We start from the raw sequence: 23,398 nt of genomic DNA on the forward strand, positions 1-23,398 counted from the left end.
GAGCCCCTTCCGTGTTCCGCGCCTCACAGCACAGAGGTTTTGTACTTGCTGATACAGTCTGCGCCAGATCTTTTGTACTCTGCAATACAGTCCGCGGCGGCGAGACCAACGAGACCGAGGAGAAGCTGTGAGTCGGTTCGCGATCACGAACACACGAGTTTTCACCGGGACGGACATAGCCGATGCTTCGGTGGTCGTCGTCGAGGACGGGACGATCGCCGCGGTCGGCCACGAGGTCCCCGAGGGTGTGGAGGAGCTCGACGGCGGGGGCGGGACCGTGCTGCCGGGTCTGATCGACGCCCACACCCACACGGACGAGGACGGTCTGCGCACGGCCCTGCGCTTCGGTGTGACCACCGAGCTGGACATGATGTCGGTGCCGGACGCGATGAACCCGGTACGGAAGAAGGTGCGGACCGAGTTCGATCTGGCCGACGTCCGCACCGCCTCGTGGGGCCTCGCCCACCCCGACGGACATCCCCACCAGCTGCGGCGCGACCTGGACGACCCGGTGTGGCCCACCGCCACCGTCCCGAGCGAGGCGCCTGCCTTCGTCGAGGGGCGCCTGTCCGAGGGCGCGGACTACATCAAGATCATGGTCGAGGACGGCACCGCGTTCGGCACCTCGCTGCCCGTGGTGCCACCCGAGGTCGTCGCCGCGACGGTCGAGGCGGCTCACGAGCGCGGGGTGATGGCCCTGGTCCACGCCCTCACCGCCACGGCTACACGGGTGGCCGTCGAGGCGGGTGCGGACGGCGTGACCCACCTGCACTATGACGAGGTCATCAGCGACGATCTGATCGCCCGGATGCGCGAACAGGGCATGTTCGTCATCAGCACCCTGGCCGTCACCGCCTCCGGCGCCTCCGACGGCGCCGGCCCACGCCTGGGCGCCGACCTGCGTGTGGCATCCCGCCTGGACGCGGCGTGGCGCGACAACCTGGGGCGCGAGTTCGCCTGGAACGCCCAGTTGCCCAACGCCCTGCGCTCGGTCGGGCTGCTCCACGCCGCCGGCGTCGAGATTCTGGCCGGTACCGATGCGGCCCACCTCGGTGCCCCGGGCCTCGCTCACGGCGCCAGCCTGCACGACGAGCTACGCCTGCTCGAGGCCGGCGGGCTGAGTCCGGTCGAGGCGCTCACCGCGGCGACACGGCGTACCGCTGACCGGTTCGGCCTTACCGACCGCGGGCGGATCGAGCCCGGCGCCTCGGCGGACCTGGTGCTCGTGGACGGTGACCCGACCTCACAGCTCTCCTCGACGCTGAACACCCGCGCGGTGTGGCGCCGGGGGCACCGTCTGGCACCGGCCGGGGTGACGGGTGAGCGTGACGCCTGAGCGCTCGCTGGTTGACGTCCACGCCCCGCCGGTCACGGCCGCCACGAGTGATTCATGTGCGCTCGTACGACCCGCCCGCGCCGTACCGGCGCAGCAGCCACAGGCCGTACACCAGGTGGAAGGCGTATACGCTCGCCTGCCACCCGTCCGGGGCCGAGCCGGGCGAGCGGATCTGGAAGAAGTCGTCGAGGCCGTGGATGACCACCATCGGCCAGATCGAGCCGATCGCGTAGCGCAGCGCGGCGCAGGTGAAGCCGAAGAATCCGGCGGACAGCATCTGCCACAGCGTGTCGTCGAGCGGGTCACCGAAGAACAGGAAGTTCTGGATGTGGCCCGCTCCGAAGAGGACGGCGACGCCGATGGCCGCGCGGACCGGGCCGAGTGGGCCGAGGGTTTGCTGGACCAGCCCCCGGCTGTACATCTCCTCGTTGATGCCGACCCACAGCAGCGACACCAGACCGCTGACGACAACGGTCGCACGGCCGTCGAGGCCGGCCACGGTGTACGAGCAGGCGATCAGCAGCATCGGCGCGGCCAGCCACCAGCGGCGCGAACGGCCGAGCGTGGCCACTCCGGAGACGCGCGGCCACCCCCACCGCCACAGCACGAGCCACGCCCCCGTGGCGCAGATGGCGTTGACCAGGGTGGCGCCGAGATCCGGAAACCACGAGGGGTCCAGGGGAGGCAGGATCACCTTGGCGAACAGCAGCAGCACGATATGCCATGCGATCGTCAACTCCACCGCGCCCCACAGGGGATGACGGATGACGTGGTCTTTCCACGGCTGCATCACGGGGACGAGCGTAGCCACGGGCAGGGAAAAGGGAACGCGGAGCTTGCGGTGATCGAGATGATCCGGTCTTGCTCGCTACTCCTGGCTGGACTTTCGGCACCGGGCTTCCTACGCCGGGCGGGGCCGGCGGGCGCGGTAGGCGCGTTGGCGGCAGGCGTCGGAGCAGTAGGTGCGTGGACGACCGGTGGCGGCGGGGCGAGGTACGGGGTTGCCGCATTGCGGACAGGGAGTTTCGTAACGCCTTGATGTTTCGTCGCGACCATTGGTCTGGTTCCGGACGAACGTCTCGATGCTGTCCAGCACGAGCCGGAGGCCGAACTCGAAGCCACGGTCGCGGGGGTGACGCAGGGCACCGGCGGCGCGGAGGCTCGCCACCACGGGATAGCGCGCCGGGACGAAGACGGCGTCCCAGAAGTGGGCGCGGGCGGCCCACCACTGCTCGTCGGTCAGGCCGGAATGGCGCTCGACGGCGGCCGCGTCGAGGGCGTCGCGGGCGGCGCCACGCACATAGGCGTCGACCAGGTCGAAGACGTGGACCAGCGCCGATGGGGGCAGACCGGTCGCGGTGAGCACCCGCAGGACGGACTCGTACCAGGCGAGGCCGTGGGGGCCCAGGGCGGGACGCCCGGCCGGAAGGCGCAGGATCCAGGGGTGACGGTGGTAGAGGCCCCAGTCGGCGCGGGCGGACAGCTCCAGCCTGGTCCGCCAGCCGCCCGGGGCGGCATCGGCGGGCGGGACCTCGCCCATCACGGCGTCCGTCATGAGGTCGAGCAGCTCGGCCTTGCCGGGCACGTACCGGTAGAGCGACATCGTGGTGCAGCCGAGCCGTTCGGCGACCCGGCGCATGGACACGGCGGCCAGTCCTTGTGCGTCGGCGATCCCGACGGCGGTGCGCACGATCTCCTCAAGGGTGAAGGCGGGGCGCCGGCCTCGGCTGGGGCGCTCGCCCAGCCCCCAGAGCAGTTCCAGGCCGCGCACGGCGCTCGCTTCCCCGCTGTGGCCGGATCGCATCCGCCCTCACCCCGCCCCACGTTGACCACCACTCGGCGTATGCGTACAGCATAAACAATGAAATCCAACCGAATGACTCGTTCAACCGTCGTCCTCGCCTGTCTCGCCGCCACCCTCTCCGGGACTCTCGCCGCCGGACCTCAGGACCGGGCGGTGGCCCTGTCCCGGAAGCCGGTCGGCATGGACCCGGCCTGGCGACAGCAGCTGCCGCGCGTGCCCGGCACCTTCGTGCGGCCCACCTCGGTGACGGTCGAGGGAGACGGTGGCACCGTCACCGGCGCCGATGGGGCGTTACGGGAGGACGGCGCGGCGGCGATCCTCACCACGACCGCGCCACGGGGCGCGCGACTGGTGCTCGACCTCGGCGTACTGGCCGGAGGATACGTCGAGTTGGGGATCCGGAGGGCGTCGGGCGCGCCGATCAGAGCGTCGTACGCGGAGGCGCGCCAGTACCTCGGCCCGGCCGGCGACGCCGATCCCGACCCCGGCGGTTTCTTCTACCTGGGCCGGTCCCTGGGCACCGACGACGATCCCGACGGACGGGCGGACGTCTACGCCCCGCCGCGCGGATCCACCGTGCTGCGCAGCCCCGGTCTGCGCGGCTCCCAGCGGTACGTCGCGATCACGCTGGACGGACCAGGCTCGCTCGCCCTGGACTTCGTACGGGTGCGGCAGACGACCTTTCCCGGCGCGTACGACGGGCACTTCCTCTCCAGCGACCCGGTGCTCAACCGTGCCTGGTACGCGAGCGCCTACGGCCTGGATCTGTCGACGGCCCGTGGACGTCGTACCGCCGTGGGGCGGCCGTGGGTCGTCATGGACGGCCCCAAGCGGGATCGCACCGTGTACGCGGGCGACGTCCAGCTCGTGGCCCTGGCCGCGTACCAGCAGGGCGGCGCGTACCGCCGCGTACTGCGCGACACCATCAACCTGTTCGCCTGCCAGCAGCGGCCCGACGGCACGCTTCAGGCCACCAGCCTCATCGACGTCCCGTGCGAACTCGGCGACCCCGGCCCGCCGGACGGGTCGCCGGAGGGGTTCGAACCGCCGGGCGCGGCCGGGAAGGTCAGGCTCGACAGCTTCACCCTCCTGTGGGTCGTCAGCGTGGCCGACTACCTGCGCTTCACCGGGGACAGTGCCTTTGTGAGGCCGCTGCTGCCCGTCGCACGCCGCGCCCTGCGGTTCTTCGGCGAACACGCCCCGAACGCCGACGGCGGGCTGTTCCGGACCGCCGATTACGACGGGCTGCCCGCCCAGAACTGGCACACCCCGGACCGGGCCGCCGGCGTCGACGCCACCACCAACGCCGCCTACTACGCGGCTCTGCGCTCACTGGCCCGGCTCGAACGGTCCGTGGCGGGCGACCGGGGCGCCGCGGCGGCGCTCGACCGCCGGGCGGACCGGGTCCGGGCCGCGCTCCTCACCAGGCTGTGGGATCCGGAGGCCGGGGCCATGACGCTCAACACCGACGACCCGCGCCGCGACCACACCGCCGATGCCAACGCCGCCGCCCTCGCCTTCGGGGTGCTCGACCGCCCGCGGGCCCGGCGCGCCATCGCGTACCTGGACACGCACCTCAGCGGTCCGTACGGCACGCTCACCACCCGGCACACCGACAACCCGTACATGACGCGGTACATCTCCCCGTATGTGATGGCCCAGGAGAGCCTGGGACGGTTCCGCCACGGGGACGGCGCCGGGGCGCTCCGGCTGATCCGCACCGCGTGGGACCACATGATCCGCAACGGTCCCGGAACGCCGTGGGAGGAGGCCGGTGCCGACGGGAAGCCGGCCGTGCCCCGGCCCGGCACATCGCTGGCCTGGGGCGGACACGTCGGTATGGCCCACGCCTGGAGCACCGCGGTGCCCGCGCTGTCGCTGAACGTGCTCGGCGTCCGACCGCTCGCCGACGGCTACCGCAGGTGGGCGGTGGAGCCCGACCCGGTCGACCTGGGCTGGGCACAGGGCGACGTCCCGGTACCGGCGGGCGCGTTGTCCGTGCGGTGGCGGCGCGGGACGGGCGACGACTCGTTCGTCCTCACCGTCCGGGCACCGGAAGGCACGACCGGCCGGGTCGCGGTGCCCCTCCTCCACAAGGACCGCACCATCGCCGTGGACGGCCGGATCGCCTGGCACGACGGCCGCCCGTCGGGGGATGCGGGGCGAGGAGCCCACCGCGTGGGCGATACGGTCGTCTTCGAGGGGGTGCGGGGAACCGCCACCTTCGCCTGGGCGGGGTAGGTCCCGGGCCGTCGACGATCGGCGACGTCGTACCGCGTCCGGCCCCGAGCGCGCGCCGCTGGTGCTCCTGGGTTCGAGGCCGACAGCGCGGTCCGGTTCTTCGCCCGGCGCCTCGGCCGGGCCGTCACCTCACCGGCCCTGAGGTGGCGGCCACCGGCCGGGCGCCGATGCCCGCCGAGGGTGTTCCGGGGACGGAAGTGGAAGGCGAGGAGGGCGACGAGTGCGGCGGCGGTGAACCTTCGAGGCGGCTTGCCGAAACGGCAAGGTTCCTCGCCACTGTGTGGCGCCCCCGCCGAGACTGGCCCCACCGACACCGAGGGCCGCCCCGACGAGCGCCACACGAGGAGTACGCCGTGCCCACCGCCTCCCGCCGCAAGGACACCCCGCCGCCCCGCACCGCGAACAGCGAAGCGGACGTCCTGCGTGGCTTCCTCGACTATCTGCGTGCCTCGATCGCCGCGAAGGTCGACGGAGCCGCGGAACCTCAGGCCCGGACACCGGCGGTGCCCTCGGGCACGAGCCTGCTCGGCCTGCTCAACCATTTGATCGCCGTCGAGAGCGCGACATTCCTCGGCGAGAAGGTCACAGATTGGCAGGCGACGCTCCGGCCCGCCCCCGAGGACGGCGTCTCCGATGTCGTCAGGCGCTACCGGTCGACCGTCGAGCGCGCGAACAAGGTGCTCGACGCATGCACCGACCTCGGCGCGCCGCTGCCCCGTGCGGGACGTCCGGGCCCGGCTCCGAGCGTTCGCTGGGCACTCACCCACATGATCGAGGAAACCGGTCGCCACGCCGGTCACGCGGACATCCTGCGCGAACTCATCGACGGCAGCACCGGGCGCTGAGCCGCCTGCCGCATCCCCGGGGCCTACCGCCTGCCGCGGGCCTACCGCGGGTAGGCGGTGTCGCGAGCGGTCTTCTCCCAGGTGGTGACGTCGGAGCGGATGGTGTCGAGGTGGCTGAGGACCGCGTCGACCGCGTCGCTGCCCAGGGGCAGACGCAGCGGCGTCCGCTCGGCGTCCAGCGCGGCCAGGATCGCCGCCGCGGCCCCGGCCGGGTCGCCCGGCTCCGCGCCCCCGGCGGTCTGGGTCATCCGCCGGGTGGGCCCGACCGTCTCGGCGTAGTCGGCGATCTCATCGCTCGCGCCGGCGCATGGCGGGAAGCACGGCCCTGACCAGGGCGGCGGGGCCGAAGACATGCAGGTCGAACAGCGAACGCAGCTCGGCGTCGGTGGTTTCCTCGGCCGCGCCGACGTGGCCGCGCCCCGCGTTGTTGACCAGGACGTCGAACCTGCCGTGACGACTCACCACATCCCGCACGGTGGCCTCGATCCCGGCGGTATCGGTGACGTCCAGCGTCAGCGCCTCCACCTGGTCGGGGTGCGCGGCCACGAGGTCTCCCGCTCATCACCCTGGGCGGGGTCGTCACCCGGCCGGTGCGCGGCATCTCGCCCAGCCAGTACGCGCTCGCCCGGCGTGCCGACGACCACCGTCCCCTGGTGCTGGACTAGGTACGCGCCTGCTGGCAGGCGACCGGGCAGCTCTGACCCGCGGTCCGACGGTACGGCCCTGGTGGGACCGGGCGCTTCCACCGTGCCGACCGTCTGAGGCGGCTGGGCCGCCTCGCCGTCCGCATTGGCCTGATCCCTGTGGTCCCCGTCTCACCGCGCCCGACACGATGGGCCTCATGTGACCGATCCACGGACACGAGGGGGAAGCACCATGCACGAGAAGCACACGCCGAGGGCCTCATCGACTGCGACGGCCGCGGCGGATTCGCGAGAGCTGATCACCAGGAAACCCGGCGCCGCCGCGCGCGAGCATGTGCTGGGATACCGGGGCTTCCGGTTCGGGGCGCGCCGGCCCCGATGTCGGCTGCTGGTGCCGGACGGTGTGGTGAAGGTGATGCTCGGGTTCGGCGAGCCGGTACGGATCGCCGACGCGGTGGATCCCCGCCAGTCCGTCACCGGAACCTCGATGATCAACGGGTTACGGGCCACGGCCACGCTGGGCGAGCACACCGGCCAGCTATCCGGCGTGACGGTCATGCTGACGCCGATCGCGGCCTTCCGCTTCTTCGGCGTGCCGATGGCCGAGCTGGCGGAGCGCAACCTGGATCCGGCCGATCTCCTCGGCCGGGAGGCGGGCCGCCTCCTCTGCCGCCTGGCCGAGTGCCGCGGCTGGGCATCGCGCTTCGCCCTGCTCGACGGGGTGTTCGCGGCCCGGGCCCAGGCCGGCCCGGAGTGCGCGCCCGAGGTGGTCTGGGCATGGCGGCGGCTGGGACGCACCCACGGCCGGATACGCGTGGCGTACCTGGCCACCGAGACCGGCTGGAGCCGCCGACGGCTGGAGCGCCGCTTCCGCGAGCAAGTCGGCCTTCCGCCCAAGCAGTTCGCCCAGGTGCTGCGGCTGCAGGAGGCGCTGCGCCTACAGGACGGCGGCCTGCCGTGGGCGGAGGCGGCGGCCCTCGCGGGCTACTACGACCAGGCCCATTTCACCCGGGCCTTCAGGGACCGGGTCGGCTGTACGCCGGGCCGGTTCGGAACCCGCCGGGCGTCCTCCAAGCCCGGCGACCCGCTGGACTTCCTGCCCGACCAGGTCACCAGCGTTCTGCTCGCCGAGTGAGGGCGTCCCGCGCGCCGAGTGGCGGCGTCTCCTTCAGCGTCGCATTCGTACAAGACATCCTTCCCGCCGGATCGCGAGGGTGGCGGAGTCGGCAGGCGCCGTCTGTCGGCTCGACCCGACATCGGCCCGTGCCCAGTCCACAGAGCCGGGCCGGACTCGACGGAAGGAGGGTGGACATGTACAGGACGCTCACCACGATGGGCAGCAGGCTGCTCGGCCTGTTCGTTCCCCAGGTGGAGGCCTCTGCCGTGCAGGTGAAGCAGTGCTGGCCGCAATGCTGGCAGTGCAACAGGCAGTACGGCGGTCCGTGCGGCTGCAACGCCCGGTGCTGCAAGAACTCGGCCGGAGGCTTCGACTGCAACGGTTGCGTGGGCTGCTGACACCACGCGGGGCCGCGCCGACCGCCGTCCGCTCCTGGACGACGGTGTACGCGGCGCACCGCTGAACGACAGCGGACGGGCGGCCCCCGAGTGGCCAACGGGGGCATTCGGGGGCCGTCTTCGCGCTCAGCCCGCACCCCTACCTCGAGTGAAAGGGTTGCCGTGCAGTATCTGGTGATCGCGGTCCGGGCCATGATCGGTGTGGTCTTCCTGATCGCCTTCCTGAGCAAGTCGGCGGGGCGGGGCAGGTTCGCGGCCTTCGTGGAGTCGCTGCCCGCCATGGGAGTGGTGCCGCCGCGGCTGGTCAGACCCGCGGCGGGGGCCGTGGTCACCGCGGAGGGCGCCGTCTGCGCCCTGCTCATCGCGCCGTCCGAGGGCGCCACCGTGACCGGACTGGCCCTCGCGGCGGGGCTGTTGAGCGTTTTCGCGGCGGCGATAGCCCGCACGATACGGCGGGGAACGGGCGCCGCCTGCCGGTGTTTCGGGGCCTCGGCGGACCCGCTCGGCCACCGCCACCTCCTGCGCAATGTGCTGCTGACCGCCGTCGCGGCGGCGGCCGGCCTGATGACACTGGCGGACCGGGCACCGGCGACGGCGACGGGAGCGCTCGTGGCGGCGGCGGCCGGGCTCGTCGCGGGTGCCCTGGTGACCGTACTCGACGACCTGGCCGCGCTCTTCGGCCCGTCCAGGGCCCGGCAGATCCCCGATGCGACGCGCGCACACACCATCCGAAGGCCATCCGGGATATCCGGTACATCCGGGAGGAACCATGCCAGTCCTGATCAGCGCCGTGGTGCTCGTGGGGGCACTGTGTTCGCTGGATCTGATCCTCACCCTGGGCGTGATCAAGCGCCTGCGGGAGCACGGCGAGCTGCTGGCGGCGAGGGCCGTCGACCGGCCACGCTCGGCGATCGAACTCGACGAGCCGGTCGGTGAGTTCGCCACCCACACCGTGGACGGCGAGCCGCTGAGCCGCGCCACGATGACCGGGACCACCTTGGTGGGCTTCTTCACGCCGACCTGCGGGCCGTGCAAGGAGCAGCTGCCGAAGTTCGTGGAGTACGCCCGTACGATGCCCGGCGGACGCGATCGGGTGCTGGCCGCCGTGGTGGGCGATGCGGACCTGGCCGCACCCATGGTCGCCGAACTGCGGTCGGTGGCGAAGGTCGTGACCCAGACCCGCAACGAGGAACCCATGGGCGCGGCATTCGAGATCATGGCGTTTCCCACGGTGCTCATGGTCGCGCCGGATGCCGAGGGCGATGTCGTGGTCACCGACGACGCGGTGGACCTGTCCCGGCCGACGCTTCCGGTGTGAGCACCGTGCGCGGGCGAGGCGGCCACGAGGAGTCGGCGGACACCGCTTACGCCCCTTCGGGTGCCACGGGCGGGCGCGCCGTGATCGCGCTGCGGCGGCTCGCCGCCGTCTGCGCGGTCACCGCCCGCGCCGCCCCCGGCACCCTGCTGCTCCACATGGGACTGTCACTGCTGGTGAGCGCGTTACCCGTGGTGACGGCCTGGCTGATGAAGCTGGTCCTGGACGACCTGGCGAGCGGTGCCCCGAGCACGCTGCTGTGGCCCGGTACGGCGATGGCCTGCCTCGGTGTGACGGCGGTGGTGGCCTCGCAGGCCATGCGCTACGCACGAGCGGAGCTGGACCGCCGGGTGGGGCTGGAGATGCAGGACCGGCTGTTCGCCGCCGTCGATGGTTTCGTCGGGCTGGGAAAGTTCGAGAACCCGCACTTCCTGGACCGCCTGCGGCTGGCCCAGCAGGCGGGCCACGAGACGGCCACCCATGTCGCGGAGAGCATCCTGGGCGTCGTGCGCGCAGGGGCGACCATCGGTGGATTCCTCGGCTCGCTCCTCCTCGTCAGTCCCGTGATGGCCGGGATTCTGCTGGTGGCGGGGGTGCCCGTGCTGTGGTCGGAGGTCGCCCTGGCACGGCGGCGGGCGCGGATGCTGTGGGAGGTCGGGCCGGTCGAGCGGCGGGAGTTCTTCTACGCCGATCTGCTGTCGAGCGTGGAGGCGGCCAAGGAGGTCCGGCTCTTCGGCATCGGCCCGTTTCTGCGCGGGCGGATGCTGACGGAACGGCGTACGGCCAACGCCGCGAAGCGGGCCATGGACCGGCGCGAAATCGCCGTGCAGACGGGGCTGGGCGGCTTGGCGGCGCTGGTATCCGGCGGTGGGCTGCTCTGGGCGGTCCTCGCGGCGCGTGGCGGGGCGCTGTCGGTGGGCGATGTGACCATGTTCGTGGCCGCGATCGCGGGTGTGCAGGGGGCGCTGGCCTCGCTGGCGGGCGACGCGGCGCAGGGCCAGCAGACGCTGCTGATGTTCGACCACTACACGGCGGTGACGCAGGCCACCTCGGACCTCCCGGTCGCGGACCGGCCCCGCCCGCTGCCCGTGCTGCGCCGCGGAATCGAGCTCCGGGACGTCTGGTTCCGCTATTCCCCCGATCTCCCCTGGGTGCTGCGCGGCGTCGACCTGCACATTCCGCAGGGCCGTGCGCTGGCCCTCGTCGGGCTCAACGGGGCGGGCAAGTCCACTCTGGTGAAGCTGCTCTGCCGGTTCTACGACCCGACGCGCGGCGCGATCCTGTGGGACGGCGTGGACATCCGCGAGGTCGATCCGGCGCGGTTGCGGGAACGCGTGGGCGCGGTGTTCCAGGACTATATGCAGTACGACATGACGGCGGCGGAGAACATCGCCCTCGGCGACCTCACGGTGCTGACGGATCGGGACCGATCGCCTGAGCGGATGCGCCAGGCCGCCCAACGTGCCGGTATCGACCGGCAGTTGGCCGCACTCCCCCGGGGGTACGACACATTGCTGACCCGGATGTTCTTCACGGAGGAGGACAAGGGCAACCCGGAGACGGGCGTGGTCCTCTCCGGCGGTCAGTGGCAACGGCTGGCACTGGCGAGGGCGTTCCTGCGCGATGCGTGTACGCGCCGGGAACTGATGATCCTCGACGAGCCCTCGGCAGGGCTCGACGCGGAAGCGGAGCACGAGATCCACGCGTCCCTGCGACGTGACCGGAGTGCCCGCACCAGCCTGCTGATCTCGCACCGGCTCAGCGCGCTGCGGGACGCGGACATCATCGTCGTGCTCAAGGACGGGCGGGTCGCGGAGCGGGGGAACCACACCCTGCTGATGGCGGCGGGCGGCGAGTACGCCCGGCTCTTCACCCTCCAGGCCGGTGGCTATCAGCTCTCCGCCGAAGAGTCTCCGGCAGCGCCGGAAGAGGCCGTGTGATGGGTCTGATCGTGCTCGGGCTGGGGATGGTCATCACCGGAGCGGTGCTGCGGCGGACGCTCGTGGTCGTGACCGTACGGGGCGGGAGCATGGAACCCACGTACCGCGACGGGGAGCGAGTGCTGGTGCGGCGCGGCGGACGGTGTGCGGTCGGGCACGTGGTCGTCGTGCGACAGGAGGCCGACGGGCACTTGTCACCCACCCCCGGCCAGGCGGTAGCGGCCGTCGGTACCGCACACGAGTGGATGATCAAGCGGGTGGCGGCTGTGGCGGGCGACCGACCACCCCCGGGAGCCCTCCCCGGCCCGTACGCCACCGGTGGCCCCGTCCCGCCCGGAGCACTGGTCCTCCTGGGCGACAACACCCACAACAGCTACGACTCCCGCGAGGCGGGCTACTTCCCCACGACCCACGTCCTGGGCACGGTCATCCGGCCCCGCCCCCGGCCGACGTAAGAAGCCGACGTAAGAAGAGGACACGACGGCCACGGGGATGCCAAGACGCGCACACGAGGAGCTGCTAGCGTCCGGCACCGTGAGCGACAGCGTGTACGTGGGCAACGCGGGCAAGGATGCGGCACTGGACCGGGGATGGCTCCTCGGACACTTCAAGGACGTCGGCGATCCACGCCACAGCGAGGCCGTGGAGATCAAATGGGGCGTCCACCCTCCTGGCGACGAACGAGCGGAGTGGGTGAGGGGCGAGGAACGCACAGCCCTGCTGGTTCTCATCAGCGGCCGGTTCCGCGTGGCACTTCCCGGCCGCGACGTTCTCCTGGAAGAGCAGGGCGATTACGTCGTGTGGGGGCACGGAGTCGACCATTCGTGGTTCGCGGAGGAGGAGTCGGTGGTGCTGACCGTCCGATGGCCGTCCGTACCCGGTTACGCGGTGGCGGAGAACGGTGAAGCGCGACCGCGGAGCTGAGCACGCCGGCCACCATCCGCTACTCGGTCACCGAAGACGGGGAGATCACCATGACACGCGATGCCGACGAGGGACTCGTGGCGGCACACCTGGGCCTGCCCGAGGCCACCGGCAGCCGAAGGATGGACTGGGCGGCGATGCCGCGTGAAGTGACGGCCCGGATCGGGCAGCTGCTCGGCAGCCCGGTGGCCGATGCGATCAGCCAGCGGGGCGGCTTTTCCGAGGGGCTCGCCGCACGAGTGCGTCTGGAGAACGGCAAGCGTGCCTTCATCAAGGCGGCCGGCTCGCTGATGGCACCGGCGGTGGCGGACTTCCACCGCCGTGAGATCGCCGTGTCACCGTACCGGCGACCGGGCGGGGCGGGGCCGTCCGGTCGCCGGGGTGGTCAGCCTGTGCTATCCGCTGACCGGTGTGAACCGGGTCGCCCGGTAGGGGTCCAGTACGTCCACCCTGATGTCGTCCAGGACCTCCGTGGCCAGCAGTTGCGCGAGACAGGGGCCGAGGGTGATACCCGCGTTCGTGGTGACGCTGTGGACGTTGTGATACAGGGGGCTGCGGCCGATGACGGGGAGGCCGTCGGCGGGAACGATGCGGCGCCCGACGGTGACCTTCTCGATCTCCGCCCCCCGCAGCGGTGGCAGCACCGCGGCCGCGTCGGCCAGGAGCCCCTCGCCGTCCAGCCCCGCCGGGTCGGAGACCGGCGTGCCGGTGTAGTGCTTGGCCAGCACCACCCGCCCGTCCGTGCGCTGGATGGCGTGGATGTCCGAGGAGAGGAGCACCCGCTCCAGGAAGGGCGGCAGCGGGGCGAGATGGACGATGGTGCCGGAGGAATCGGCCAGCGGCACGGTGATGCCCAACGGGCCCAGCAGTGACGGCGAGTCCGCGCCGCAGGCGACGACCACGTGGTCGCACTCGATCCGCCCGCTCGGGGTGACCACGGCGCGGACGCGGTCCCCGGCGCCCTCGACAGCCGTGACCTCGGCGCCGTAGCGGAAGTCCACCCCGAGCCTCGTGCCGGCGTCCACCAGTGCGGCGACGGCCCTGGCGGGGTCGACGGAGCCCTCGTCAGGTGTGAAGAAGCCGACGGTGTCGTCGGCGACGACGGCTCCGGGGAGCAGTTCCCTGGCCTCGGTGGCGGTGATGGCGCGGGAGGGGCTGCCCCAGGCCAGCCGACGGCGCAGGTCACTGCGGAGAAGGTCGTGTTCCGCGCCGTGGCCGGGTGCGAGCTGCACCGTTCCGCCCCAGCGGACCGCCAGGGCCTCACCGAGCTCGTGGTGCAGTCGCCGCCAGGCGCCGAGCGCGAGACGGTGCAGGCCGAAGTAGTGCCGGGACGTGCCGTCCGACAGCGAGGTGCCGTTGCGGAAGTACGTCTGGTTGGTGAGCCAGGCGAAGGCGGCGGACGTGGCCCCGGCCGCGGGACCCTCGCGGTCCAGGACGGTCACGCGGGCGCCGCTCAGGGCGAGCTGCCGGGCCAGCGCGGTGCCGACGATCCCGGCGCCGACGACCACCACATGGGCGGAGGAGGGGGAAGGGAGGGGTGGCATGAGTCTCCTTGCTCGTTGTGGTCTCTGGTGACGGATGGGCTATGGGGTCGGCTGGCCCGGCCGTGGGGTGTCGGTCGGCTGGCCCGGCCGTGGGGTGTCGGTCGGCTGCCGCGGTCCGTGGCTCCGCTCCTCGGCCCCGCTCGCCTGGGCGAGGCTGAGCCGGCGGGTTTCCGGCGCCATGCGCCACGAGACGGCGAGCCCGATCGTTCCGATGCCCGCGGCGATGTACAGACCGGTGCCGGCGCCCCATCGGTCGGTGGTGAGGGGCAGCAGGAACGTGCCCGTGGCCGACCCGATGCGGCTCACGGCCGTGGCCACGCCCATGCCCGTGCCGCGCAGATCGGTGGGGAACAGCTCGTTGGGGTAGACGAACTGCAGCGCCGCGCCGGCCGCCTCGGCCAGGTTGAACACGATGAACAGCGTGATCACCAGCCCGCTGGTGGCCCATGGATTGATCCCGAGGACCAGCAGCGCCACGGTGAACACGGCCGTGGAGGCGAGCAGCAGCGTCCTGCGGCCCAGTGCGTTGATGACGAGCATGCCGAGGGCGGTGCCCACGATCGCGAACGACTGCACCAGCACACTGGCCCCCAGCGCGTTGTCCACCCCGAGCGAGGTGAGCAGCTGCGGCTGGAAGGTCTTCACCGCGAACGAGGGCGCCACCTGGCAGACCCAGAAGATCGAGCAGAACGCCAGCATCGGCCCGTAGCCGCGGCGGAACAGCTCACCGATGCCGCTCAGCGCCGGGCCCTTCCGCACGGGGGCGGCGCGCGTCTCGGCGACCAGCGCCTCGAAGTCGGCCCCCGGACCGAGGTGTTCGGCGACGACCGCGCGCGCTTCGTCGGTGCGGCCGACGCTCAGCAGCCAGCGCGGGGACTCGGGGGTGCCCAGCCGCAGCAGCAGGAAGACGAGCGAGGGGACGGCCGCACTGGCCAGCATCCAGCGCCAGGCTCCGTCACCGAGACCGGCCATCAGGTAGCCGACGGCGTAGCTCGCGGTGAAACCCACCCACAGGACCAGCACCAGCGAGGCGAGCACCGGCCCGCGCAGCCGCCGGGGCAGGAATTCGGTGGCCAGGGCCGTGGCAATGGGGTAGTCGGCGCCGAGTGCCACCCCCATGACGAAGCGCATGAGGAACAGGGACACGGCGTCCACCGCGAAGAACTGGAGCGCGGAACACACCACGAACACCATGAGGTTCACGGTGTACATTCCGCTGCGTCCGAGCCGGTCGGTGAGCGGGCCGAAGATCAGGCCGCCGAGGAACATGCCCATCAGCGCCGAGGCGCCGATGAGTCCCTCACCCAGCGAGCCGATCCCCAGGTCCGTGGCGATCGTGGGCAGCGCCACGGCGATGATGCCGAGGAGGTAGCCGTCGCAGAAGGGGCCGCCCGCCGCGACGAAGGCGACCTTGCGATGGAATCGGCAGGTGGGCAGGTCGTCCAGGGGGACTTTGCGCGTGTCCACAGTCTCATCTCCCCAGGGGAATCGGCAGTCGGATGTGACGTAGGTCTCCGGCCGGTGGACACACGTTAGGTCGGGCTTAAGATGCCTGTCACGCTCAAGTTTTCGACACCGAATATCGACGGGATCGATATGTTCGTCGTAGAGGAGGTCGAGACTTTCCTCGCGATCGCCCGCTCGGGAAGCCTCGCCCAAGCCGCCCGGATCGTGCACACCTCCCAGTCGACCGTGAGCTACCGCCTGGAGCGGCTGGAAAAGCGCCTGGGGCGGCGGCTTGTCCTCCGGGCACGAGGAGCGAAGGGGATCGGGCTGACGGCCGCGGGTGAGCGCTATCGCGAGCTCGCCGAGCAGTGGGAGCGGCTCGTCGGCGAGGCCGCCCGGATCCGCGAAGCGCCGGACGCGGCCCTGGCGGTGGGGGGCGCCGACGCCATCAGCATCTATGTGTTCGACTCGCTCGTCGCAGAACTGCGCGCGCGGCTCCCCCAGTTGCGGCTCACCCTGGAAAGCGGGCGCAGCACGGCGCTGTGCGACCGCGTCGTCGCCGGCCATCTCGACGTGGCCTTCGTCTTCTACGAGCCGGTCCACACCGACCTTCGGGTGCGTCCACTCGCGCGGTATCCGATGCTCGCCGCCGTCAACTCACCGTCGATGGACGACGCATACCGGGGAGCGGCCGGGGCGCTGCCGCTCTCCGCGCTGTCCCGGTCGAACGAGATATACCTGCCCTGGGGCCCCGACTACGACCTGTGGCGGGAGCGGAACCTGCTGCGGGAGCCCGTCCACACGGTCACCATGGTGCATACGCTGCCACCGCTGCTGCGCACCCCGGACTGCTGGACCGTCGCCCCCTCCTTCATGGCCGACGACCTGAGGGCGCGAACGGGATGCCGTGTCGTCCCGCTGCGCGACGGGCCACCGGACCGGACCATCTACTGGGTGGAGCACAAGCGCCGCCGGGCCGACAACGCCATGGCGTTGCGAGCCCTGGAAGACCTGCTCGCCCGGCGTTGAAGCGGTGGTCCGGCCTCGGGGAACATCGGTATGACAGCACCCGGACCTACGCGTGGACCAAGAGGGAGATCGCGTCGTCGACGAGGGAGTCACCGTCCTCCGCGGAGATGCGGCGGGTGGTGACGAGGGAGGCGATTCCCTGCATGACGGCGGCGAAGAGCAGCTGTAGTCGGTACGGGTCCTGGGGCCTGAGCTCTCCGGCCTCGGTACTGCGCTCGATCAGGTCGCCGAAGGCCGCGAAAAGCCGTTCCGAGGCGGCGCGCAGCCCCTCGGGGGCGTTGCCGTTCTTCGCGGTGAACATGAGGTCCAGGAGTGCGGCGTCCGTGACGGCGAAGCGCACGTATGCGGTCGCGATGGCGCGGAAACGTTGCTTGTAGTCCGCGGCGTCGGAACCGATCACTGCTTCCACTTCATCGGCGAGGCGGTTGAAGCCTCGCTCGGCGAGCGCGTCCAGGAGTGACTGCCGGTCGACGAAGTGGCTCCGGGGTGCGCCGTGACTGACACCGGCCTTTCGCGCCAGCTCACGCAGCGACAGCGCGTCGATGCCGCCCTCGCGCAAGGTTTGCTCGGCCTGGTCCAGCAGGACGGCTCGCAGGTTGCCGTGGTGGAAGGGCTTGTGGGTCACTCCCCCAGCCTACCTCGAACTAGACATTGACTAGTTACTAGGCAGTGTCTAGTCTCGCTGCCATGAGTCTCACCGCCATGACCCCAGACCTCACAGGCAAGACAGTCATCGTGACCGGCGCGAACGGCGGAATCGGCCTCGCCACCGCCCAGGCCTTCGCCAGGTACGGCGCGCGCGTCGTCTTCGCGGTGCGTAACACGGCGAAGGGTGCGAGCGCCGCCAGGACGGCGCCCGGCCTCACCGAAGTGCGTCAGCTGGATCTGGCCGATCTGGCGTCGATCCGCCGCTTCGCCGCCGGTTGGCAGGAGCCGATCCATCTGCTGATCAACAACGCGGGCACCTCGGTCCCCGAGTTCGAAAGGACCGCCGACGGATTCGAGCTGCAATTCGGAACCAATCACCTTGGTCCGTTCGCCCTGACGAACCTGCTCCTGCCCTACATCACCGGACGAGTGGTAACCCTGTCGTCACAGGCGGAGCGAATGGGGCGGATCAACTTCGACGATCTCAACTGGGAACGCACCCGCTACAAGCAGTCCAGCGCCTATGCGACGTCCAAGCTGGCGAACGTGCTGTTCTCATCGGAGCTGCAACGCCGGCTGACCGCCGCCGGGTCGAAGGTGCTGGCCGTCACGGCACACCCCGGCTTCGTCGCCACCAACATCTACGACCGGTCGCCCGGGCTCGGCACGAAGCTGATGCTCCGCCTGCTCGCGCAGGGCCCGGAGGACGGCGCTCTGCCGGTACTGCACGCCGCCACCGGCGATGTCCCCGGTGACAGCTTCATCGGACCGGAGCACTGGATGCACATGCGGGGCGGTGCCGAACCGATCGGCCGGTCCAAGACCGCGCGGGACACGCAGGTTGCCCGGCGGCTCTGGGACGCCTCGGAGAAGCTCACAGGCGTGTCGTTCAGCCTCTGACAGCCGGAGTCACATCGTCCTGGTGATCGTTTCAATCGCTGCGTCTACCAAGGGACGGTCTGGCCGAAGCGGTCCAGATACGCCAGGCCGGGCGTGCCCAGTCGGGAGAGCAGGGTGTCCACCAGCAAGGGGACGGTCTCCTCGATGGTGAACGGCGCATCCGGCCCACCCAGGGCGGTGCGTATCCAGCCCGGCGCCATGAGCACGAAGGCGCGCCGCGTCTCACCTTGCCGGGCCGCGAAGCTCCGCAGGAAGTTCAGGGCCGCTTTGCTCCCCCGGTAGACCTCACGGCCTCCGGTCGTGTTGTTCGTGATGCTGCCCTGCCCGGAGGACATCGCCCCGATGAGCCCCGCCGGGGACACCAGGTCTTCGAAGCGCCGTCAACCGTCGGTACCGACGCCTGCGCGCCGACGGCGTCATCCGCGTGGCCGGCGTGGTCAACCCGGGCGCCCTGGGACAGAGCAGGTGGCTGGTGCGCCTGCGCTGCCGCCCTGGCAGCGTCGCGGCGATCGCCGACGCGCTCGCCGAGCGTGACGACGTCAACTGGGTAGCCCTGAGCGCGGCGGGTTGCGAGATCACCTGCGCGACGCAATCCCGGACCCGGGAACAACGCGAGGACCTCCTGGGGCAGCGGCTTCCCCGCACCGCAGCGGTGATCGACATCAACGCCTTCGCCATGCTCCGCCAATTCCTCCCAGGCCGCGCCCACTACTGGTCCGCCCTACAGGGCACACTGTCCCCGAAGGAGGAAGAGGCGTTGGGGAGCGGCGGGCCCCCCTTCACCGAGTCTCCGGTCGTCACTCGCGAGCCCCTGCGCCTCACCCCCGAGGACGAGAAGATGCTCGGTGCGCTCGCCGCGGACGGCCGCGCCAGTCTCGTCGATCTCGCCAGAGCCGCCGACCTCACTCCGGGACGCGTCTCGCGCCGCCTTGATGCTCTGCTCCAGCACCGGGGCGTCCACATCGACGTCGAGATCGCCGCGGCGGCCTTGGGCTAGCACGCTCGCGCGAACCTCTGGCTTCGCGTGCACCCGTCGGCGGTGAAGAGCGCGGGCCGCACACTCGCGCAGGAACCCGAGATCGCCTTCGCCGCGGCCATCTCCGGGCCCTGGAACATCCACGCCGTCGCACACTGCCGGGACCTCGACGAACTGTTCGAGTTCACCGCGGATCGCCTTGGGTCCCTGACCGGACTGCAGAGCATGGAGGTCTCCCCCGTGCTGAGACACATCAAGCAGGCCGGCACTCGGCTCTCCGACGATCGCCTCGTCGAGCCATCCAGCGCTCGCGCGCGACGCTGATCCGATCCCGCGCCGGGCGGGCGGCAGCGGGGGTCAGCTCTCCTCGTCCTCCACGAGCGCCAGCAGCGGCCCCCGCTCGTTCTCGGGGACGTAGCCGGCGTAGTACTCGTAGAGCTTGCGCCGCGAGATGCGTGCCGCCGCCTGGCCGTCCCCCGCCCGGATCGCCCCGAGCACCTCCTGATGGTGGCGGAGGGACTCCCGCATGAGCGCCGCGCTGTTGTGCGCATGGGCGACCTTGTCCGAGATCAGCGCGAGGACGGCGCCCCTGACCACCTGGTTGCAGACCTCGATCAGGGAGTTGCGGCTGGCCACGGCCACCGCCTCGTGGAAGGCGACGTCGGCCTTGCTGAACTCCTCGTACCCGGCCTCGATCGCATCCGACATGACGGCGATCGTCCGTTCCATGGCGGACAGCTCCTCCTCGGACCGCAGCCGGGCCGCCAGTGAGCTCGCCGACCCGTCGAGGATCATGCGGAACGAGATCAGCTCGGCCATCGACACGTTGTCGAACTGGACGAGCCGGGTCATCTGCTTGGTCAGACCGGCCGACGAGAAGGGCAGGATCTCCGGGCCGTTCGGGTCACCCGGGCGGGACCGGACGAGGCCGTCGCTCTCCAGCACGCGCAACGCCTCGCGCACCGTGGGACGGCTGGCCCCGAACTGCGCCACCAACTCCCGCTCGCTCGGCAGCCGTTGACCGGGCTTGAGGTCACCGCGCACGATCGCCTGCTCGATCTGCTCGACGATGCGCTGGTAGAGCCGTACCGGCGAGACCTGCCGGAATTGTGCCCCGTCGCTCAAGGCTTCTCCCCTTCGGGCGTGGTCGATGCCGTCTTCTCCCCCGTCTTCTGCCCCGTGGGCGCCCCGTGGGCGCTGTCCGGCCAGTGCGGGACCGCCTCGGCGGGCCGGTTCCGTTCGTACCACGCCGCCGCCCTCAGGACGCCGAGATCGTCGAAACGGCGGCCCGCGATCTGCACCCCGATGGGCCGGCGGTCCGCGGTGAAGCCGCAGTTGACGGTCGCGGCCGGCTGGCCCGACATGTTGTACGGCGCGGTGAAGCCGATGTGGGCCATGGTCTTCTCGTCCCCCGGGAAGGGCATCGGCTGCTCGGCGGGAAACGCCGCCACCGGCGCCACCGGCGAGAGCACCAGATCGTACGGGAGCGTGGCCGCCACGGTCCGCGCCTGGATGCCCATGATCTGCTGGTAGCACTGGAGGACCCGCGTACCCGGCACATCGGCGCCCCCCTGACACCACCGGATGATGTGGGGGTGGACGCGCAGCCGGGCCTCGGGCTCCAGGGCGCGGAAGTCGTTCCAGGACCGCACCCGCCAGAACAGGTCCAGGTCGTCCAGGAGCTCTTGGGTCATAAACGGTCCGACCGGCTCCACGACGGCTCCCGCCGCCTCGAAGAGCCCGGCGGCACGGTTCACCGCGGCGAGGATCTCGGCGTCGCACGGCTCCCCGCAGCCGGCGTCCAGGTGCACTCCCACCCGCAGTCCGCGCACCTCGCCGTCCAGGTCCGACCAGTCGATGTCCTGCGGCGGCAGGCTCGACCAGTCACGGGGATCGGGTTGGCTCAGGACCCGCATGAACAGGGCCGCGTCCGCCACGGTGCGGGCCATGGGTCCGGCGGCGCGCCCCAGGTACGGGGTGTCCAGCGGGATCCTCCCGTAGCTGGGCTTGAGCGTGGCGAGGCCCAGCCAGGTGCCCGGCAGCCGGATCGATCCCCCGATGTCGGTGCCGACGTGGAGCGGACCGTATCCCCCGGCGGCCGCGGCCCCCGCGCCCGAGCTGGAACCGCCCGTCGTCCACTCCGGGTTCCAGGGGCTGCGCGAAATGCCGTGCCGGCTGGAGACGCCCGAGGAGAGCATGCCCCAGTCCGGCATCACGGTCGACCCGAGTATCACCCCTCCGGATTCGAGGACGCGCGCGGTGATGGGCGCGTCCGCCTCGGGGACGACCGGTTCGGTCCCCGCGTTGCCCGAGGGCATCGGGACGCCCCTGCGGGCGACGTTCTCCTTGAGCGTCACGGGCACGCCGTCGATGAGCCCGAGCGGTTCCCCCGCCGCCCATCGGGCCTCGCTGGCCAGGGCCGCCTTGCGGGACTCGTCCGGATCCCGCGCCCAGAACGCGTTGAGCACACTCTCGCGTGCCTCGATCACCGACTGGACGGCGTCGTGGACCTCGACCGGCGACAACGTGCGGTCGGCGAATCCTGCCACCATCTCGACGGCCGACATGGCGGCCAGGCCCTGTTCCGTGAGCACTCGCACTCTCCTTACTCCCCCAGCAACCGCTGGGCGGCGCCCCTCGCGATGCCCGAGGGCGTTCGGACCCTTGACAAGTACAGCTTCAATCGCCACGGTACCTGCCAAGTGAGCTTACTGGTCAGGCCAGTGATAACGGAAGGTTCCACCATGGCGATCGAAAGCCAGGAGTAGAACGTATGAGACATGACAGGCGGCCGACGCGGGGAACCGGGGCGGTCGCGGCCACGCTCGCGTGCCTGCTGCTGGCATCCTGCTCGGCCGGGTCCACGGCGACCGGCAGCGCGGGGAAGAACTCCCTGAACATCGGCCTCACCGCGGAGCCGGCCAACTTCGACTTCACCAGGACCGAAGGTGCCGCCATTCCGCAGGCACTGCTCTACAACGTCTACGAGACGCTGGTGAAGCTGGATCAGTCCGGGAAGATCCGGCCCCAACTGGCCACGTCCTGGAGCCTGTCCAAGGACCGCAGGACGTACACGTTCCACCTGGTGAAGAACGCCACGTTCAGCAATGGCGCACGGTTCACGGCCGAGGACGCCAAGTTCTCCATCGAACGCGTCACCACCGACTGGACGCTGGTGCAGAAGACCCAGATGGATGTCGTCGACGCGGTGCGGGCGGTGTCGCCCACCGAACTCAAGGTCACCCTGAAGCGGCCGAGCAACGACTGGCTGTACCGGATGACCACCCGCGTCGGCGCGATGTTCAGCCGGACCGGGGTGGGCAAGCTGGCCACCGAGCCGGTGGGCACCGGCCCGTACGTGGTGAAGAACTGGAACCGCGGCGACTCGATCACGCTGGCCCGTCGTCATGGCTACTGGGGGCGCACCCCGCACTTCGCGTCGGTCACCCTCAAGTACTTCAAGGACCCGACGGCCATGAACAACGCGCTGCTCACGGGCACCATCAATGTGATCGGCCAGATGCAGTCCCCGGAGTCCTTGTACCGGTTCCAGAACAACTCGAAGTACAAGGTGATCGAGGGTACGACCAACGGCGAGGTGGTCCTCTCCCTCAACAACGGCTCGGGCCCGATGAAGAATCGGAAGGCCCGCCAGGCGGTCCGCTACGCCATCGACCACAAGGCCCTGATGGACACCTGCTGGGCGGGGCGCGGCAAGCTCATCGGCAGCATGGTCCCGCCGACCGACCCGTGGTACCAGAACCTCACCGACCTGTACCGTTACGACCGCGACAAGGCCAAGAAGCTCCTCGAGGAGTCCGGCGAAGCCGGGCGTACGCTGCGGCTGCGGATTCCGACGCTGCCGTATGCCACCGCGTGCGGCACCGTGGTCAAGAGCCAGCTCGAACAGGCCGGGTTCAAGGTCAAGCTGGACCAGCTGGAGTTCCCCGCCGCGTGGCTGACCACCGTGTTCAAGAACGCCGACTACGACATGTCCATCATCGGCCATGTGGAGCCCCGCGACATGCAGACGGTGTTCGGGAGCGAGAAGTCCTACATCCGCTACGACAACCCCGAGTTCCGGGCGTTGCTGGCGAAGGCGGACCAGGGCACCCGGGAGCAGCAGATCACCGACATGCGGGCGGCTGCCCGGCTGGTGTCCAAGGACGCGGCGGCCGACTGGCTGTTCCTGCTGCCCAACCTGATGGTGGCGGACGAGGACATCACCGGCCTGCCCGTGAACTCCGTGTCCGAGTCACTGGATCTCACCGGCCTGGGCCGGTCCTGAAAG

22 protein-coding genes and 3 pseudogenes are annotated in these 23,398 nt (G+C 71.0%); 16 read left to right on the forward strand and 9 right to left on the reverse strand.

Going from position 1 to position 23,398, the window contains the following annotated elements; all coding sequences use genetic code 11:
- The first annotated feature begins 127 nt into the window (after window positions 1-127).
- On the forward strand, window positions 128-1,336 hold the full coding sequence (locus IEJ02_RS00530; RefSeq protein WP_191062798.1) for an amidohydrolase family protein: 1,209 nt from the start codon (window positions 128-130) through the stop codon (window positions 1,334-1,336).
- 52 nt (window positions 1,337-1,388) lie between these two features.
- On the opposite strand, the gene IEJ02_RS00535 is transcribed toward IEJ02_RS00530, so the two are convergent.
- A complete protein-coding gene (locus IEJ02_RS00535; protein WP_191063097.1) occupies window positions 1,389-2,126 on the reverse strand; it encodes a CPBP family intramembrane glutamic endopeptidase in 738 nt (245 codons plus the stop codon).
- 111 nt (window positions 2,127-2,237) lie between these two features.
- Window positions 2,238-3,140 (reverse strand): TetR/AcrR family transcriptional regulator, encoded by a 903-nt coding sequence (locus IEJ02_RS00540; RefSeq protein ID WP_191062799.1) that lies wholly within the window; start codon window positions 3,138-3,140, stop codon window positions 2,238-2,240.
- Window positions 3,141-3,212: 72 nt separating this feature from the next.
- On the opposite strand from IEJ02_RS00540, the gene IEJ02_RS00545 reads away from it, so the two are divergent.
- Entirely contained in the window at window positions 3,213-5,381 is a 2,169-nt protein-coding gene (locus IEJ02_RS00545) for an alpha-L-rhamnosidase C-terminal domain-containing protein (RefSeq protein WP_191062800.1), read from the forward strand.
- Window positions 5,382-5,734: 353 nt separating this feature from the next.
- On the forward strand, window positions 5,735-6,226 hold the full coding sequence (locus tag IEJ02_RS00550; protein WP_191062801.1) for a DinB family protein: 492 nt from the start codon (window positions 5,735-5,737) through the stop codon (window positions 6,224-6,226).
- 41 nt (window positions 6,227-6,267) lie between these two features.
- Here IEJ02_RS00550 and IEJ02_RS00555 read toward each other — a convergent pair.
- Window positions 6,268-6,778 (reverse strand): annotated as a pseudogene (locus IEJ02_RS00555) (SDR family NAD(P)-dependent oxidoreductase); the annotation flags it as partial.
- Window positions 6,779-6,780: 2 nt separating this feature from the next.
- On the opposite strand from IEJ02_RS00555, the pseudogene IEJ02_RS48125 reads away from it, so the two are divergent.
- The 8 genes and pseudogenes from IEJ02_RS48125 to IEJ02_RS00585 all read left to right on the forward strand — a co-directional run.
- A pseudogene (locus tag IEJ02_RS48125) lies at window positions 6,781-6,891 on the forward strand (LysR family transcriptional regulator); the annotation flags it as partial.
- A 211-nt stretch (window positions 6,892-7,102) separates the two neighbouring features.
- On the forward strand, window positions 7,103-8,005 hold the full coding sequence (locus IEJ02_RS00560) for a helix-turn-helix domain-containing protein (RefSeq protein ID WP_191062802.1): 903 nt from the start codon (window positions 7,103-7,105) through the stop codon (window positions 8,003-8,005).
- A 176-nt stretch (window positions 8,006-8,181) separates the two neighbouring features.
- A complete protein-coding gene (locus IEJ02_RS00565) occupies window positions 8,182-8,385 on the forward strand; it encodes a hypothetical protein (protein WP_137976142.1) in 204 nt (67 codons plus the stop codon).
- Between the two features lie 174 nt (window positions 8,386-8,559).
- Window positions 8,560-9,321 (forward strand): MauE/DoxX family redox-associated membrane protein, encoded by a 762-nt coding sequence (locus IEJ02_RS50695; protein WP_369075639.1) that lies wholly within the window; start codon window positions 8,560-8,562, stop codon window positions 9,319-9,321.
- A complete protein-coding gene (locus IEJ02_RS00570) occupies window positions 9,212-9,703 on the forward strand; it encodes a TlpA disulfide reductase family protein (protein WP_369075640.1) in 492 nt (163 codons plus the stop codon). Before IEJ02_RS50695 ends, IEJ02_RS00570 begins: the two co-directional genes overlap by 110 nt.
- Window positions 9,700-11,640 carry an ABC transporter ATP-binding protein gene (locus IEJ02_RS00575; protein WP_191062804.1) on the forward strand — a complete coding sequence of 647 codons (1,941 nt, stop codon included), beginning with the start codon at window positions 9,700-9,702 and terminating at the stop codon, window positions 11,638-11,640. Before IEJ02_RS00570 ends, IEJ02_RS00575 begins: the two co-directional genes overlap by 4 nt.
- Entirely contained in the window at window positions 11,640-12,095 is a 456-nt protein-coding gene (locus IEJ02_RS00580; RefSeq protein WP_191062805.1) for a S26 family signal peptidase, read from the forward strand. Before IEJ02_RS00575 ends, IEJ02_RS00580 begins: the two co-directional genes overlap by 1 nt.
- Before the next feature lie 79 nt (window positions 12,096-12,174).
- Window positions 12,175-12,564 carry a cupin domain-containing protein gene (locus tag IEJ02_RS00585; protein WP_191062806.1) on the forward strand — a complete coding sequence of 130 codons (390 nt, stop codon included), beginning with the start codon at window positions 12,175-12,177 and terminating at the stop codon, window positions 12,562-12,564.
- A 395-nt stretch (window positions 12,565-12,959) separates the two neighbouring features.
- Here IEJ02_RS00585 and IEJ02_RS00590 read toward each other — a convergent pair whose 3' ends face one another.
- Both IEJ02_RS00590 and IEJ02_RS00595 read right to left on the reverse strand, forming a co-directional pair.
- Window positions 12,960-14,108: an NAD(P)/FAD-dependent oxidoreductase gene (locus IEJ02_RS00590; protein WP_191062807.1), complete on the reverse strand. Its 1,149-nt coding sequence runs from the start codon at window positions 14,106-14,108 to the stop codon at window positions 12,960-12,962.
- A 39-nt stretch (window positions 14,109-14,147) separates the two neighbouring features.
- Window positions 14,148-15,575, reverse strand: a complete 1,428-nt coding sequence (locus tag IEJ02_RS00595; RefSeq protein WP_191062808.1) for an MFS transporter — start codon at window positions 15,573-15,575, stop codon at window positions 14,148-14,150.
- Window positions 15,576-15,704: 129 nt separating this feature from the next.
- Between IEJ02_RS00595 and IEJ02_RS00600 the strand changes: the two genes are divergently transcribed.
- On the forward strand, window positions 15,705-16,583 hold the full coding sequence (locus IEJ02_RS00600; RefSeq protein ID WP_191062809.1) for a LysR family transcriptional regulator: 879 nt from the start codon (window positions 15,705-15,707) through the stop codon (window positions 16,581-16,583).
- Window positions 16,584-16,629: 46 nt separating this feature from the next.
- Here IEJ02_RS00600 and IEJ02_RS00605 read toward each other — a convergent pair whose 3' ends face one another.
- Window positions 16,630-17,208 (reverse strand): TetR/AcrR family transcriptional regulator, encoded by a 579-nt coding sequence (locus IEJ02_RS00605; protein ID WP_191062810.1) that lies wholly within the window; start codon window positions 17,206-17,208, stop codon window positions 16,630-16,632.
- Window positions 17,209-17,270: 62 nt separating this feature from the next.
- Here IEJ02_RS00605 and IEJ02_RS00610 point away from each other — a divergent pair, with 62 nt between their 5' ends.
- Window positions 17,271-18,131 (forward strand): oxidoreductase, encoded by an 861-nt coding sequence (locus tag IEJ02_RS00610; protein ID WP_275558000.1) that lies wholly within the window; start codon window positions 17,271-17,273, stop codon window positions 18,129-18,131.
- 44 nt (window positions 18,132-18,175) lie between these two features.
- Here the strand turns inward: IEJ02_RS00610 and IEJ02_RS00615 are convergent.
- Window positions 18,176-18,502: pseudogene (locus IEJ02_RS00615) on the reverse strand (Rossmann-fold NAD(P)-binding domain-containing protein); the annotation flags it as partial.
- 62 nt (window positions 18,503-18,564) lie between these two features.
- Between IEJ02_RS00615 and IEJ02_RS50210 the strand changes: the two are divergent.
- The gene (locus tag IEJ02_RS50210; protein ID WP_317985687.1) at window positions 18,565-19,128 is read left to right on the forward strand and encodes an AsnC family transcriptional regulator; all 564 of its coding nucleotides are present in this window, start codon (window positions 18,565-18,567) and stop codon (window positions 19,126-19,128) included.
- Between the two features lie 27 nt (window positions 19,129-19,155).
- Window positions 19,156-19,431, forward strand: a complete 276-nt coding sequence (locus tag IEJ02_RS48135; RefSeq protein WP_317985688.1) for an Lrp/AsnC family transcriptional regulator — start codon at window positions 19,156-19,158, stop codon at window positions 19,429-19,431.
- 33 nt (window positions 19,432-19,464) lie between these two features.
- On the opposite strand, the gene IEJ02_RS00625 is transcribed toward IEJ02_RS48135, so the two are convergent.
- Together IEJ02_RS00625 and IEJ02_RS00630 are read right to left on the reverse strand one after the other, a co-directional pair.
- Window positions 19,465-20,232 carry a FadR/GntR family transcriptional regulator gene (locus tag IEJ02_RS00625; protein WP_191062811.1) on the reverse strand — a complete coding sequence of 256 codons (768 nt, stop codon included), beginning with the start codon at window positions 20,230-20,232 and terminating at the stop codon, window positions 19,465-19,467.
- Complete coding sequence (locus IEJ02_RS00630) at window positions 20,229-21,701, reverse strand: amidase (RefSeq protein WP_317985689.1); 1,473 nt, start codon at window positions 21,699-21,701, stop codon at window positions 20,229-20,231. The genes IEJ02_RS00625 and IEJ02_RS00630 overlap by 4 nt, the downstream gene beginning before the upstream one ends.
- A gap of 179 nt (window positions 21,702-21,880) precedes the next feature.
- On the opposite strand from IEJ02_RS00630, the gene IEJ02_RS00635 reads away from it, so the two are divergent.
- Complete coding sequence (locus IEJ02_RS00635) at window positions 21,881-23,395, forward strand: ABC transporter substrate-binding protein (RefSeq protein WP_191062812.1); 1,515 nt, start codon at window positions 21,881-21,883, stop codon at window positions 23,393-23,395.
- Window positions 23,396-23,398: the final 3 nt, after the last annotated feature.

Origin of the sequence: Streptomyces sp. 5-10 (assembly GCF_014712245.1) — a bacterium.
Lineage (GTDB): Bacteria > Actinomycetota > Actinomycetes > Streptomycetales > Streptomycetaceae > Streptomyces > Streptomyces violaceusniger.